The following is a 13,345-nucleotide window of genomic DNA, read 5'->3' on the forward strand; positions in this document are numbered from 1 at the left end:
CAGTCTAAACGGGCCGGAGGATCGGACGGTGAAAAAGGGCTATCGCGAACTGCTGGACGAGGCGAATGCCGAGATCGAAGTGCTTTCGCCCGAGGAAGCGGCAGCCCTGATCGAGGACGAAGGCACCATCTTTGTCGACCTGCGAGATCCTCGCGAGATTGAACGCGACGGCAGGATTCCCGGCGCCAAACATGTCACCCGTGGCATGCTGGAATTCTGGATCGATCCCGAGAGCCCTTACCACAAGCCGTTCTTCGCTTCGGGAAAGAGTTTCGTCTTCTTCTGCGCCGGCGGCTGGCGTTCGGCGCTCGCCACCAAGACCGCGCAGGACATGGGGCTGTCGCCGGTCAAGCATATCCTTGGCGGCTACACCGCCTGGAAGGCTGCCGGACTGCCGGTGGAACCCGGCGAGAAGAAGAAACAGCCCTGATTGCGGCTCAATGGAGCAGCGACGGCTCCCGGTGCGCGGCCACGAAGCTGACGGCGCGTTCCACCACGCCCTTGTCCGCCAGGATGCGGCGATGGCCGAGCCCTTCGGCCCAGTGGAGCAACACATGGTCACCGGCGCCGGCATAACGCCAGGCATGATCGGCCGAGACTTCGCGATCGTCGGGTGCGTGAATGACCAGGGTCGGCACCGGCGCCTGGGCAAGCTGGCGATCGCCGGTGAATTCGCTGAGCGGCCGACCGGAAAGATGTTCGACACGGTCCGCCATGGCGGCCTGCGAGCGCGGACCGACATTGAGCATGCGGCTGAAGTCGGCGAAGATGGCCGGCAATGAACTCGGCGCGGCGATCAGCACCAGGCGCCCGGCCGCCAGCGGCGCAATGTTCCTGATCGATCCGGCGATTGCATTGGCAGCGACGGCGCCGCCGAAGGAATGACCGATCACCGCCGCGAACGGGCCGAACCATTCGCCCGCGATTCGCACCGCATCCACGGCGTTGACCATGTTCAACCGCCGGCCATGCGATTGGCCGTGGCCGGGAAGGTCGAGCGAGACGACCCTATAGCCGGCGGCGCGGTAGCCCTCGATCAGCATGCGCATATATTCGGTGCGCGAGCGCCAGCCATGGACGACGAGAACCGTTCCGGCGGACGCCCTGCCCGGCTCCGGACGGAATTCATGCGCCATGATGCAGCCGGATCCGGCCTTCAGCCGGTGATGCCGCGCTTCGGCCATGAAATCTACCGCGCGGTCCACTGCGCGACGTTCTCCCTCGCTCAGCGCCCTGGCGTTCGGTGTACGGCAGAACAGCTCGAATGCGGCGCGCCCCGTAAGGCGCGGGGCGACATGTTCGGCGGCCCCGAATACACCCCGGATGACCTTCAGTCCGAATGATGCCATAGTGGGAATCCATCCATACGTTCAAGCATGAACATAATAGTTCAAAGATGAACAATAAACAAGAGCTGCCCTGGGACAACCCGCGGTTTCGCAACTGGGTCGCGGTGGCGCGCGCCTGCCATGTGCTGGAGCGCACGCTTGCCGTGAAGCTCGCGCCGCTCGATCTAAAGCCCGCGCAGCTTGATGTTTTGATGAACCTCTACCGCCATCCCGGCATGTCGCAGCACGATCTCGCCCGCAAGCTGCTCGTCGGCCGCTCCAACATCACCATGCTGTTGCCGCAGCTGGAGGCGCGCGGCCTGCTGCGTCGCGAAGGCGACGAGAAGGACAAGCGCATCCTGCGGCTGGCCCTCACCGAAGCCGGCGAGGCACTGCTGATGCAGGCGCTGAAGGTGCACATGGCGCTGATCGAGAAGGCGATGAGCCAGTCGACGCCGGAGCAGTGCGACATGATCGGCGAGCAGATGCGCAAGATCTACGAGGTGTTGAAGGACGCCTGACCGCCATTGCGGTCCGCCCGCTCACCACATCGTCTTTTTCGCCCGCTCCGGCCATTCCTTGTCGTAGGTTTCGCCGTCGATGTTCCTGCGGCTGGTGATCTCCAGGATCTTTCCTGGCGTCGGCAGGGACTTCGGATCGACATGCCTTGCGGGGTTCCACAGCTCCGAGCGCACGATGGCGCGGGCGCATTGGAAATAGACCGTATCGACATCGATGACGGTCACCGAGCGTGCCGGCCTGCCATCGACAGTGAACGACGCGCAAAGCGCGGCATCCGTGGTGACGTGCGCGCGGCCGTTGATGCGCAGCGTCGTGCCGGAGCCCGGCACCAGGAACAGCAGCCCGACGCGGGGATCGCGAATGATGTTCTTCAGCGAATCGGCGCGGTTGTTGCCGCGCCGGTCCGGCATCATCAGGGTTTTCGGATCGACGATGCGCACGAAGCCGGCGAGATCGCCGCGCGGCGAGCAATCCAGCCCTTCCGGCCCGCTGGTCGCCAGCGCGACGAAGGGCGAGGCCTCGATGAAGGCGGCGTATTCGGGAATGACGTGGTCGAGTTCCTTGACCACCGAGGCTTCGCCGGGCAGGCCATAGAGCGCTTCAAGCTGTTCGACGGTGGTTATGATGGACATTGTCTCGTCTCCCGATCCGCCGCCCCTACTCCCGCTCCATGACATCTCGACGACGCCCGCCGGCTAACGGTCGCGGCTGAGACCCTTTTGCGCAAGTTCGGCAAGGTAGGCATTCCAGCGCGCATCCTTCTCGTGGCCCAATGTGTGCAGGTAATTCCAGGTGAAGATGCCGGTGTCATGGAAATCATCGAAGGTTATGCGCACCGCGTAGTTGCCGACCGGTTCAATTTTGAAGATGGCGACATCGCGCTTGCCGGGAACGGTCACCCGCTGGTCGGGCGAATGGCCCTGCACCTCGGCCGACGGCGAGGCGACGCGCAGCAGCTCGGCCGGCAGCTCGAATGGCTGGTGGCCGGGAAAGGTCACGGAGAGCAGTTTGCGGTCTTTGGAGACCCGCAGTTCCTTCGGCGCCGTCATGATGTTTTCCGTTTCGAACCGCCCTTCCCTACGCCGCTTCGCCGGATTGGAAAAGCCCGTACCAGGCAGCCGACATCCGGTGTCGGTCGGGGAATGTTACCAAAGATCGAGAGCGGCTATCTTGAACGACAGGCCGGATCGTATCACATAGCGATATATAACGCCGTCGTTCACAGCACGGGAAACGCTTCACGCATGGACATGATCGATCCTTTCGGCCGCACGATCAGCTACCTGCGCGTGTCGGTCACCGATCGCTGCGATTTTCGCTGCACCTATTGCATGGCCGAGGACATGGCTTTCCTGCCCAAGAAGGACCTGCTGTCGCTCGAGGAACTCGACCGGCTGTGCAGCGTCTTCATCGCAAAAGGCGTTCGCAAATTGCGCCTGACCGGCGGCGAGCCGCTGGTGCGCAAGAACATCATGCACCTGGTCCGCCAGCTGTCGCGTCATCTCGAAAGCGGCGCGCTGGAAGAACTGACGCTGACCACCAACGGCTCGCAGCTTTCGCGTTTTGCCGCCGAGCTCGCCGATTGCGGCGTCAAGCGCATCAATGTTTCGCTCGACACGCTCGATGCCGACAAGTTCCACGCAATCACCCGCTGGGGCCATCTCGGCAAGGTCATGGCCGGCATCGATGCGGCGCAGGCGGCGGGACTGAAGATCAAGCTCAACGCCGTGGCGCTGAAGGATTTCAACGACGCCGAATTGCCTGAGATGATGCGCTGGGCGCATGGCCGGGGCATGGACCTGACCGTCATCGAAACCATGCCGATGGGCGAGATCGATGCCGACCGCACCGACCAGTACCTGCCGCTGTCGCTGCTGCGCGCCTCGCTGGAGCGCCAGTTCACGTTGACAGACATCCCGTTCAAGACCGGCGGTCCGGCCCGCTATGTCCATGTCGCGGAAACCGGTGGCCGGCTCGGCTTCATCACGCCGATGACGCATAATTTCTGCGAGAGCTGCAACCGCGTCCGGCTGACCTGCACCGGCACGCTCTTTATGTGCCTGGGCCAGGAGGATGCCGCCGATCTCAGGGAACCGTTGCGCGCGTCCGAAGGCAACGACCTGGTCGGTGCGGCGATCGACGAGGCGATCGGGCGCAAGCCGAAGGGGCATGATTTCATCATCGACCGCCGCACCAGCCGCCCCTCCGTGTCGCGGCATATGAGCGTCACCGGCGGCTGATCTTTCCACTGGACGATCCCGGGCAAGGACGGCAACGAGGTGTCGGCGCCGAAGATGTACGGTCGACCATCCGCGGTTGAATTCCGGGCCGCGATCAAGGCCGTGGCCCAGCCCTTTGTCATTGCTGTTTCGTTCCCGGCTGCTACAGGCTTTTTTCAAAGCAGAACCGGTAGAGATCTTGCCCCTTTCTCCCAATCTTCGCGGTGCGTTGTTCATGGTGGTGGCGATGGCCGGCTTCACCCTCAATGACGCCATCACCAAATACTCGTCGCAGTCGATGAACATGGCGCAGGTCATGTTGATCAGAGGCGCATTTGCCTCGCTCTTCGTCGGCCTGCTCGCCTGGCAGCGCGGCGCGCTGGTCCGGCCGCGCTCGATGCTGCAGCCGCTGGTGGCACTGCGCGTCCTTGCCGAGGCCGGCGCGACGGTGACCTTCCTGGTCGCGCTTGCCCATTTGCCGATCGCCAGCGTCTCGGCCGTCCTGCAGGCACTGCCGCTGGCCGTGACAATGGGTGCGGCCCTTGTCTTCGGCGAGGCAGTCGGCTGGCGCCGCTGGCTGGCGATCGCTGTCGGATTTGCCGGCGTGCTGGTCGTGGTGCGCCCGGGCTTCGACGGGTTCAGCATGTTTTCCCTGGTGGCGCTGGCCAGCGTCGCCTGCTGCGCGGTGCGCGACCTCGCCACCAAGCGGATTCCGCAGGCTATCCCGACGCTGCTCGTCTCCACCGCAACGGCATTGGCCATGACCGTGGTCGGCGCGCTGCTGCTGTCGCCGATGGGCGGCTGGACACCGATGACGGGAAAAGCCACTGCGCTGCTGGCGCTCGCGGCAGTGCTGGTGCTCATCGGCTATCAATTCATCATCATGGCGATGCGCTCGGGCGAGATTTCTTTCATAGCGCCGTTCCGTTATACGGCGCTGCTCTGGTCCATTGTGCTCGGCCTGCTGGTCTTCGGCGATGTCCCCGATATGACGATGATCATCGGCGCCAGCACAATCGTGGGCTCCGGCCTTTACGCGCTTTATCGTGAGCGGGTCGTCGGCCGGCGCAGGATCGTCGCGGAAAGCACTGGTCCTGCCATGGCCCCGGACGGCATATGAGGGGCTCGCGGAGAACCCCGTGATTTTCCGCGACGGCGCAAGGGCTCGATGGTGAGAGACATTGCGGGATTTTGAATTTCCACTGCTGGAAACCGAGGGCCAGGCTGTCGATCCTTTCTTCGACGTCAACATGCCCGACGATCTTGCCAAGGCGGCGCGGTTGCTGCAGAGCATCTGAGATGAACAAGCGCCTCTTCGGCATCACCGGCTGGAAGAACTCCGGCAAGACGACCCTGACTGAGAAACTGGTCGCGGAACTCGTTGGGCGCGGCTGGACGGTTTCGACCGTAAAGCACGCCCATCATGATTTCGACATCGACAAGCCGGGCGCGGACAGCTTTCGCCACCGGCAGGCAGGAGCCATGGAAGTCGCCATCGTCTCCGCCAATCGCTGGGCGCTGATGCACGAACTGCGCGGAGAGGATGAGCCGGCGCTGGAAGCGATCCTGTCGCGGCTTGCGCCGTCCGACATCGTGCTGGTCGAAGGCTACAAGCGCGAAGCCCATCTCAAGATCGAAGCCCGGCGCCTGGAGGCGAAGGACCGGACGCCGCTTTCGGCGGGTGATCCCGGGATCGTCGCCATCGCGGCCGACTTCGTCATCGAGGACAACAGCCTGCCGGTGTTCGATCTCGACGACGTGAAATCGATAGCCGACTTCATCGAGCGCGCGACCGGCCTCGTTGCTTGAAGAAGTAACGTAACGGCAGAAGGACATTGCCGATTTTCGTGGTTTTGCAGTTGCTTTTTTCTTGGAAAGAGTGGGAGTATCGGGCCAGCGGGCGGTCAAAAGCACCGCCCCACAGAGCCGTTTCGGAACGACGGCCGGGACCATAAAGAGAGGACCATCATGCGTATTGCACTGCGTATCGCGCTCGCCGCCTCGGCCGCGCTGCTGACGCTCGGCGTAGCCCAGGCCCAGGAAAAAACCCTGAGGATCGGCACCGAAGGCGCCTACCCGCCCTTCAACAACCTGACCTCGGACGGCAAGCTCGTCGGCTTCGACATCGACATCGCACAGGCGCTCTGCGACGAGATGAAGGTCAAATGCACCTTCGTCGCCCAGGATTGGGACGGCATCATCCCGGCGCTGCAGGCGGGCAAGTTCGACGCCATCGTAGCCTCGATGTCGATCACGCCGGAGCGTGCCGAGAAGGTCGACTTCACTCACAAATACTACAACACGCCCTCGGCGCTGGCCGTGCCGAAGGATTCGACGCTGAAGGGCGTGACCAAGGAGGACCTCGCCGGCAAGAGTATCGGCGTGGCCACCACGACGACCCATTTCAATTATGCCTCGAAGACCTACACCGACAGCACGATCAAGGGTTATCCGAGCAGCCCCGAGGAACAGGCGGATCTGGCCAACGGCCGCCTCGACGCCATCGAGGATGATATCGTGGTGCTGCAGCAGTGGCTGGATTCGCCTGACGGTGCCTGCTGCAAGATCCTCGGCCAGCCCTCGCCGCAGCCGGTCGAGATTTTCGGACCTGGTGCCGGCATTGCCGTGCGTAAGGGCGAGACCGATCTGGTCAACAAGCTGAATTCCGCGATCGACGCCATCAGGGCCAACGGAAAATACAAGGAAATCAACGACAAGTACTTCAAGTTCGACGTCTACGGCGCCGAGTCCTGATAATCACTCCAAGGGCGGCAGGGTCCCCCTGCCGCCTTACCCGATCTGGGAGCTCTGGAGATAACACCACTCGATGCCAGCCCAAAGCATATGGACACTTCTCAGTTGGGGACCCAATGGCTGGCTTGACGATATCGCCTATGGCGCGGTGGTCACCATCGCGCTGGCGCTCGCCACGCTTCCGATCGGCCTGACGATCGGCTTTTTCATTGCCTGGGCAAAGCAATCCGAAGAGCCTTCGCTGCGGCTGGCCGCGAACATTTACACCACCATGTTTCGCGGCCTTCCGGAGCTGGTGACGCTCTTCCTGTTCTTCTTCGGCATGCCCATCCTGCTGCAATACATCATCCGCTTCTTCAGGCCCGAGGCGACGATCGATGTCGACAGCTTCATCGCCGGTATGATCGTTCTCTCGCTGATCTTCTCTTCCTATGCCAGCGAGGTGTTCCTTTCGGCCTTTCGCGCCATTCCGAAGGGCCAGTATGAGGGCGGCTATGCGATCGGTCTGTCGAAGTGGCTGACCATGCGCAAGGTGATCCTGCCTCAATTGCTGCGCATCGCCTTCCCCGGTCTTGAGAATTGCTGGCTCAGCCTGCTCAAGGACACAGCCCTGGTCTCGGTCGTCAACCTCGCCGAGACCTTGCGCAATGCGGGCGTCGCGGCGCGCGTCACCAAACATTCGTTCCTGTTCTACAGCGTCGCGGCGCTGGTCTTTCTCATCCTGGCCATCCTGTCTTCGATCGCCACCGGCTTCATCTTGCGGTCGCTCGGACAGAAGGAAGCGCGATGAGCGTCACCGACACCATTGCCGTCGATCGGCCGCCGCCGCCGGCGCGCGGGTGGCCGCGTGCCCGTATCGTGGGATACGCATTCGTCGGCCTCTGGATCCTCTTCGGCTTCGGTATACTGGCCTATCTGGTCTCCGCCTGGAACGGCGAGTTCTTCGCACGATATGCTCCGGCCTATCTGCAGGGACTTGGAACCACCCTGTCGCTGGTGGCGGTGTCGATGGTGGCCGGCGCCATCCTGTCGCTGCCCGTCACCTATGGCCGCATGTCGAACAACCGGTTGCTGTCGTGGCCTGCCTATTGCTACGTCTATTTCTTCCGCGGCACACCGCTGCTCGTCCAGGTCTACCTGGTCTATTACGGGGTCGGTTCTTTCCGCGTGCAGCTCGAATCGGTCGGGCTATGGTGGTTCTTCCGCGACGCGTTCAACTGCGGCGTGTTCGCTTTTGCCCTCAACACGGCCGCCTATCAGGCCGAAATCCTGCGCGGCGCCATCGAGAGCGTTCCCAGGGGCCAGTGGGAAGGCGCCGCTTCGCTCGGCCTGCACAAGCTGCAGACGCTCCGCAAGGTCATTCTGCCCCAGGCGATCATCGTGGCCTTGCGACCCTACGGCAATGAACTCGTTCTGATGATCAAGGCCTCCGCCATCGTCGCCATCATCACCGTCTACGACCTGATGGGCAATGCGAAACTCGCCTATGCCAAGTCCTTCGACTTCCAGGCCTATATCTGGGTGGCGATCGTCTATCTCGTGATGGTCGAGATCCTGCGCCACGGCGTCGAGTGGATCGAGCGTCGGATCACCATTCACCTGAAACGGTGAGCGTACCTGGTCTGTGCCAGTCGATGGCGCGGCACGTGCCTTGACGAATCCGCCGCATGGCCTAGACCTTCCGCAACTGCAATCTCTGCTCCCGTCGGAAGGAACAAGCCATGGCATCGGTGGCATTTCTCGGTCTTGGCGTTATGGGCTACCCCATGGCCGCGCATCTGAAGAACAAGGGCGGCCACGACGTCACCGTCTACAACCGCACCAGGGCAAAGGCCGAGCAATGGGTCGCCCAGCATGGCGGCGCTCTTGCCCTGACGCCGGCACAGGCTGCTGAAGGCAAGGACTTTGTTTTTTCGTGTGTGGGCAATGACGACGATCTGCGTTCGGTGACGACGGCAAAGGACGGCGCCTTTCAGGCCATGAAAAGGGGCTCCGTCTATATCGACAACACCACGGCATCGGCCGAGGTCGCGCGCGAATTGGCCGAGGCCGCACAGGAGCGCGGCTTCTCGTTCCTCGACGCGCCGGTCTCCGGCGGCCAGGCCGGCGCCGAGAACGGCGTTCTGACCGTCATGGTCGGCGGCGACCAGGCCGCCTTCGACAAAGCCAGGCCCGTCATCGACGCCTATGCCCGGATGGTTGGGCTGATGGGACCGGCAGGTGCCGGCCAGCTCACCAAGATGATCAACCAGATCTGCATCGCCGGGCTGGTGCAGGGACTGTCCGAAGGCATCCATTTCGGCAAGAAGGCCGGGCTCGACATCGAGAAGGTCATCGATGTGATCTCCAAGGGCGCGGCGGGCTCGTGGCAGATGGAGAACCGGCACAAGACGATGAATGCAGGCAAATACGATTTCGGCTTTGCCGTCGACTGGATGCGCAAGGATTTGGGCATCTGCCTTGATGAAGCCGACCGCAACGGCGCCAGGCTGCCCGTGACGGCGCTCGTCGACCAGTTCTACAAGGACGTCCAGGCGATGGGCGGCAGGCGCTGGGACACATCCTCGCTGCTGGCGCGGCTGGAAAAGTAGAACGCAGATGTCCCTGCCCGGCCCGAGCTGGAGCGCGGACGAGATCGTCGCTCACCTGCGCTCGATCGGCACGCAGGAAAACCGCGACGGCATGGCCCGGTTCGGCATAAACACCGCGACGGCGCTTGGTGTAGGCAATTCGGATTTGCGGCCGCTGGCGCGCAAGCTGAAGCGCAATCACGAGCGGGCGCTTGCCCTGTGGGACAGCGGTGTTCGCGAGGCGCGGCTGATGGCGGCATTCACCGGCGAGCCGAAAAGGATCACGGCCGAGCAGTGCCGCCGCTGGGCCGGCGATTTCGATTCCTGGGAGATCGTCGACGGCGTCTCGGATCTCTTTGCCGAAACGCCGTTCCGGTGTGAGTTGATCGAGGAGTTTGTTGCCGACGAACGCGAGTTCGTGCGCCGCGCCGGCTTTGCCATGGTGGCCTGGAGCGCAGTGCATCTGAAGCAGGAGCCGGACGCGACCTTTCTCGTCTATCTGCGGTTGATCGAGGCGCATGCCGGCGATCCGCGCAATTTCGTCAGGAAGGCGGTCAACTGGGCGCTGCGGCAGATTGGCAAACGCTCGGCGGCACTGCATGCTCCTGCCCTTGCGCTTGCGCAAAAGCTGGCCGGATCATCCGACAAGACGGCGCGCTGGATCGGCCGGGACGCCGTGAAGGAGTTGACGGGTCCAAAGACGCTGGACCGGCTTGTCGAGAGAAGTGCCTGAGATCGTCCGTATGCGGGTTCTCGCCGACATGTGATGCGGGCCGAACGTTGACGTTGCTGATGGCAGCGGCTTAATTCGGGTCAAAGGGAGCGGCCCAATGAGCAACCATCTCAAAACCGCCGCGCTGGCAGTCGCGATGTTCGGGTCCATCGCCGCCGGCGCCTCGGCCGAGACCGCCCATATACTCTGGAAGGATCTGCGGCCCGCCAGCCAGGCCGCCGCCGAGGATGCCGGCTTGCCGATGATCGCGGCCAAGATTCCGGACCATGGCGAGACGTTGTCCCTGAATCTGCAGGACAAGACCATCGAGTTGGCCGGCTACGCCCTGCCTGTCGATCGCGACGGCGACCTTGTCTATCAGTTTCTGCTGGTGCCGTGGACCGGCGCCTGCAGCCACATGCCGACACCGCCACCCAACCAGATCGTCCTGGTCACCCTGGCTCATCCCTACAGGATGTCGCAGGCCTACCAGCCGGTTTCCGTAACCGGCGCGCTGAAACCAGGCATGGAGAAGAGCCAGCTCTTCATCCTGGACGGCGTCTCGGTCATCCAGTCGGGCTACACCGTGCGCAGGGCAAGCGTCACCGGCGTCGACACCGTGCCGGACACAGTCACCCTACCGGTCAACTCGCCTTGGACTTTCCTCAACAAAAAGAAGAACTAAGCAAAACGAGCTTGCGTGCCCCTGCATGCATCAAGGGTCACGTGCGCTCAGGCCGCGTTCGCACCAGATTCCTTGTCCAGCACCATGTAGTCGAGCGGGATCTCGGTCGTGTACTTGATCTGCTCCATGGCGAAGGAGGACGAGACGTCGCGAATCTCGATCTTGGCGATCAGCCGCTTATAGAAGGCATCATAGGCTGCAATGTCGGGCACCACGACACGCAGGAGATAGTCGACATCGCCGCTCATGCGGTAGAACTCGACCACCTCGGGGAATTCCTGGATGACTTCGGAAAAGCGCCGCAGCCATTCATGGCTGTGCGAATTGGTGCGGATCGAGACGAAGACGGTGACCCGCACATTGACCTTTTCATGATCGAGAATGGCGACACGCCGCTTGATGACGCCCTCTTCCTCGAGCTTCTGGATGCGCCGCCAGCAAGGGGTCGTCGACAGTCCCACTTTCTTGGCGACATCTGCGACCGCGAGCGTCGCGTCCTCCTGCAGGAGGCGGAGAATTTTTCGGTCAAGGCGGTCCATCGAATGCTCCTGAAGGAATGGATTGGCCATAATCGGCGTTATTATAGCCTTTCACAAGAAAAAAATTCTGCTGATTGGCGAAAAAGCCGGTGGTTTCTTGCTGAATGTCTAACCGAGGCGATAGCGGATTTCCGACCTGAGGAAAGGCAGCAAATCCATTTCAAACCAGGGATTCCGCTTCAGCCAGCCGGTGTTGCGCCAGGACGGATGCGGCAGCGGCAGCACCTTCTGGCCAGCGGATTTCTCCCAGATGGAGCGCCAGTCCCTCACCGTTTCCGTCAGGGACGGGCGCCGCGCGGCACCCATGTGCCAGGACTGCGCGTAGATGCCGATCGTCAGCACCAGGTCGATCTGTGGCATGAGCCCCATCAACGGCGCGCGCCAGGCCGGCGCGCATTCCCGCCTTGGCGGCAAGTCGCTGCCCTTGGCGTCCTGGCCGGGGAAACAGAAGCCCATCGGCACGATGGCGAACTTCTCGGTGTCGTAGAACTCCTCGCTGGTGACGCCGAGCCAGTCTCTGAGCCGGTCGCCCGAAGCATCGGTGAACGGCATGCCCGACAGATGCACCTTGGTTCCCGGCGCCTGGCTGGCAATCAGGATGCGGGCATTCGACGAGGGCCGCAGCACTGGGCGCGGTTCGTGCGGCAGCGGCCGGCCGATCGGATTGTCGACGCAGATGCGGCAGGAGCGAACCGTCGCGGCAAGGCTTTCGAGTTCCGCAGTCATCCTCAGGCCGCGGCACTCGGCCGGCTCGAAACCATCCGATACCAGCGCAACACATTGCTGCACTCGTCCGGCACCTTGATGCGCGCCGGTTTCATGAAATCGATGGCGATCATCCCGGTGATATCGGCGATCGAATAGGCGTCGCCGGCGGCGAATTCGCGGGTTCCCAGCTCGCCGTCGAGAAGTCTCAGGAATTCGATTGCCTTCGGCTTGTTGGCCTCGCCCCATTCGGGAATCTGCGGGATTTCCCATTCCTTCATGGCCGGATGGATATGGCGGAAGGCCTGCGCGACGCAGGTCAGCAGGTTGAATTCCATCCGCCTTTGCCACATCTCGACCTGCGCCTTGCCGAGCGCCCCGCGCCCGAACAGTGCGGGCTCGGGATTGAGTTCCTCGAAATAGCGGCAGATGGCGACGGACTCGGTGATGACGGTGCCATCGTCAAGCTCCAGCACCGGCAGTCGCCGCAGTGGATTGCGCGAGCTGACCGCCTGTTGCCTGTGTTCCAGCGCGCCCATGTCGACGGACACCAGCGGAACCGCGATTCCCTTCTCGGCCAGGAAAACGCGAACCCGTCTTGGGTTCGGCGCTCGGCCGCCGTCGAAGAGCTTCATTCGATCCTCCAGTTCTTGCCGGTGATGGCAGGGTTCAGCTTCCGCCGGCTTACCAGAAGCGGAAAATCTCTCGCACGGCATCGCCGATGGAGGCGAGCGTGCCATGTTTTCTCTCGACGGATTCGCCATGGTGGCTGTCGCGCCAATCTTGCGGCTGGTCGAACGTACCTGCCCAGATGCCGGCCTTTGCCGCGCGCGCGATCGCTTCCTCGCTCTCGTAATCGCCGAAAGCGACAGCCCAGCCTGCCTCCACTTGTGCGCGGTTGAGATCGGTGTCCCCGGCCTTGCAATCGCCGAGCAGCCGGCCGTACCGGTCGCGCTGCCAGCCGCTGCAGATGACGGGCCTGCCGGCGATCAGGCGCACCAGAGATTGGCGCGCAAGCGTGCCACAGGAATAGTCGGCGCCTTTCTTGCGGCAGATCTGGGTGTATTCCGGCGCGTCGATGCCGCGCATGCGGATGCGTTCGGCGCCGAGCGTGATCGAGTCGCCATCATTGATGATGGCGACGCCCTGTGTCTTTCGCGTCTCCACGCGATCGAGGCGCGCTGCAAGCACGATCAGCAGCCCCAGAACGATGACCGTCAGCCCATAGTCCAGCAACTTGCGCCATGGGCTTCGCGGGCGCGGCGCAGCGTACCGCCGGCGCGGTCCTTGCGACCAGGAACGGCTCATATG

General features: G+C 62.9%; 18 protein-coding genes. 11 read left to right on the forward strand and 7 right to left on the reverse strand.

Going from position 1 to position 13,345, the window contains the following annotated elements; all coding sequences use genetic code 11:
* Window positions 1-28 precede the first annotated feature (28 nt).
* A complete protein-coding gene (locus tag LB566_RS12430; RefSeq protein WP_140548470.1) occupies window positions 29-430 on the forward strand; it encodes a rhodanese-like domain-containing protein in 402 nt (133 codons plus the stop codon).
* Between the two features lie 7 nt (window positions 431-437).
* Here LB566_RS12430 and LB566_RS12435 read toward each other — a convergent pair whose 3' ends face one another.
* Window positions 438-1,349, reverse strand: a complete 912-nt coding sequence (locus LB566_RS12435; protein WP_224624601.1) for an alpha/beta hydrolase — start codon at window positions 1,347-1,349, stop codon at window positions 438-440.
* 47 nt (window positions 1,350-1,396) lie between these two features.
* Here LB566_RS12435 and LB566_RS12440 point away from each other — a divergent pair, with 47 nt between their 5' ends.
* Window positions 1,397-1,849 (forward strand): MarR family winged helix-turn-helix transcriptional regulator, encoded by a 453-nt coding sequence (locus LB566_RS12440; protein WP_140548466.1) that lies wholly within the window; start codon window positions 1,397-1,399, stop codon window positions 1,847-1,849.
* A 21-nt stretch (window positions 1,850-1,870) separates the two neighbouring features.
* On the opposite strand, the gene LB566_RS12445 is transcribed toward LB566_RS12440, so the two are convergent.
* Together LB566_RS12445 and LB566_RS12450 are read right to left on the reverse strand one after the other, a co-directional pair.
* Window positions 1,871-2,482, reverse strand: a complete 612-nt coding sequence (locus tag LB566_RS12445; RefSeq protein ID WP_224624602.1) for a pyridoxamine 5'-phosphate oxidase family protein — start codon at window positions 2,480-2,482, stop codon at window positions 1,871-1,873.
* A gap of 63 nt (window positions 2,483-2,545) precedes the next feature.
* The gene (locus LB566_RS12450) at window positions 2,546-2,899 is read right to left on the reverse strand and encodes a gamma-butyrobetaine hydroxylase-like domain-containing protein (protein WP_224624603.1); all 354 of its coding nucleotides are present in this window, start codon (window positions 2,897-2,899) and stop codon (window positions 2,546-2,548) included.
* A 195-nt stretch (window positions 2,900-3,094) separates the two neighbouring features.
* On the opposite strand from LB566_RS12450, the gene moaA reads away from it, so the two are divergent.
* From moaA to LB566_RS12495, 9 genes are all read left to right on the forward strand, one after another.
* Complete coding sequence (gene moaA / locus LB566_RS12455) at window positions 3,095-4,090, forward strand: GTP 3',8-cyclase MoaA (RefSeq protein ID WP_224624604.1); 996 nt, start codon at window positions 3,095-3,097, stop codon at window positions 4,088-4,090.
* A 178-nt stretch (window positions 4,091-4,268) separates the two neighbouring features.
* The gene (locus tag LB566_RS12460) at window positions 4,269-5,189 is read left to right on the forward strand and encodes a DMT family transporter (RefSeq protein ID WP_224624605.1); all 921 of its coding nucleotides are present in this window, start codon (window positions 4,269-4,271) and stop codon (window positions 5,187-5,189) included.
* 179 nt (window positions 5,190-5,368) lie between these two features.
* Complete coding sequence (mobB, locus tag LB566_RS12465) at window positions 5,369-5,878, forward strand: molybdopterin-guanine dinucleotide biosynthesis protein B (RefSeq protein ID WP_224624606.1); 510 nt, start codon at window positions 5,369-5,371, stop codon at window positions 5,876-5,878.
* A gap of 159 nt (window positions 5,879-6,037) precedes the next feature.
* Window positions 6,038-6,823 carry an ABC transporter substrate-binding protein gene (locus LB566_RS12470; RefSeq protein ID WP_140498631.1) on the forward strand — a complete coding sequence of 262 codons (786 nt, stop codon included), beginning with the start codon at window positions 6,038-6,040 and terminating at the stop codon, window positions 6,821-6,823.
* 73 nt (window positions 6,824-6,896) lie between these two features.
* Window positions 6,897-7,613, forward strand: a complete 717-nt coding sequence (locus tag LB566_RS12475; RefSeq protein WP_140498632.1) for an ABC transporter permease — start codon at window positions 6,897-6,899, stop codon at window positions 7,611-7,613.
* On the forward strand, window positions 7,610-8,434 hold the full coding sequence (locus tag LB566_RS12480; RefSeq protein ID WP_224624607.1) for an ABC transporter permease: 825 nt from the start codon (window positions 7,610-7,612) through the stop codon (window positions 8,432-8,434). Before LB566_RS12475 ends, LB566_RS12480 begins: the two co-directional genes overlap by 4 nt.
* 110 nt (window positions 8,435-8,544) lie before the next feature.
* The gene (locus tag LB566_RS12485) at window positions 8,545-9,414 is read left to right on the forward strand and encodes an NAD(P)-dependent oxidoreductase (protein ID WP_224624608.1); all 870 of its coding nucleotides are present in this window, start codon (window positions 8,545-8,547) and stop codon (window positions 9,412-9,414) included.
* Window positions 9,415-9,421: 7 nt separating this feature from the next.
* Window positions 9,422-10,126: a DNA alkylation repair protein gene (locus tag LB566_RS12490; protein WP_224624609.1), complete on the forward strand. Its 705-nt coding sequence runs from the start codon at window positions 9,422-9,424 to the stop codon at window positions 10,124-10,126.
* A 97-nt stretch (window positions 10,127-10,223) separates the two neighbouring features.
* The gene (locus LB566_RS12495; protein ID WP_224624610.1) at window positions 10,224-10,790 is read left to right on the forward strand and encodes a DUF3299 domain-containing protein; all 567 of its coding nucleotides are present in this window, start codon (window positions 10,224-10,226) and stop codon (window positions 10,788-10,790) included.
* Window positions 10,791-10,837: 47 nt separating this feature from the next.
* Here LB566_RS12495 and LB566_RS12500 read toward each other — a convergent pair whose 3' ends face one another.
* From LB566_RS12500 to LB566_RS12515, 4 genes are all read right to left on the reverse strand, one after another.
* Entirely contained in the window at window positions 10,838-11,329 is a 492-nt protein-coding gene (locus tag LB566_RS12500) for an Lrp/AsnC family transcriptional regulator (RefSeq protein ID WP_006205209.1), read from the reverse strand.
* Window positions 11,330-11,437: 108 nt separating this feature from the next.
* Entirely contained in the window at window positions 11,438-12,118 is a 681-nt protein-coding gene (locus LB566_RS12505) for a uracil-DNA glycosylase family protein (protein ID WP_224624611.1), read from the reverse strand.
* Window positions 12,058-12,669: a glutathione S-transferase gene (locus tag LB566_RS12510; RefSeq protein ID WP_224624612.1), complete on the reverse strand. Its 612-nt coding sequence runs from the start codon at window positions 12,667-12,669 to the stop codon at window positions 12,058-12,060. Before LB566_RS12510 ends, LB566_RS12505 begins: the two co-directional genes overlap by 61 nt.
* A 49-nt stretch (window positions 12,670-12,718) precedes the next feature.
* Window positions 12,719-13,342, reverse strand: a complete 624-nt coding sequence (locus LB566_RS12515) for a thermonuclease family protein (RefSeq protein WP_140548444.1) — start codon at window positions 13,340-13,342, stop codon at window positions 12,719-12,721.
* Between the last annotated feature and the right edge of the window lie 3 nt (window positions 13,343-13,345).

It is taken from the genome of Mesorhizobium sp. CA13 (genome assembly GCF_020165235.1).
In the GTDB taxonomy this organism is placed as follows: domain Bacteria; phylum Pseudomonadota; class Alphaproteobacteria; order Rhizobiales; family Rhizobiaceae; genus Mesorhizobium.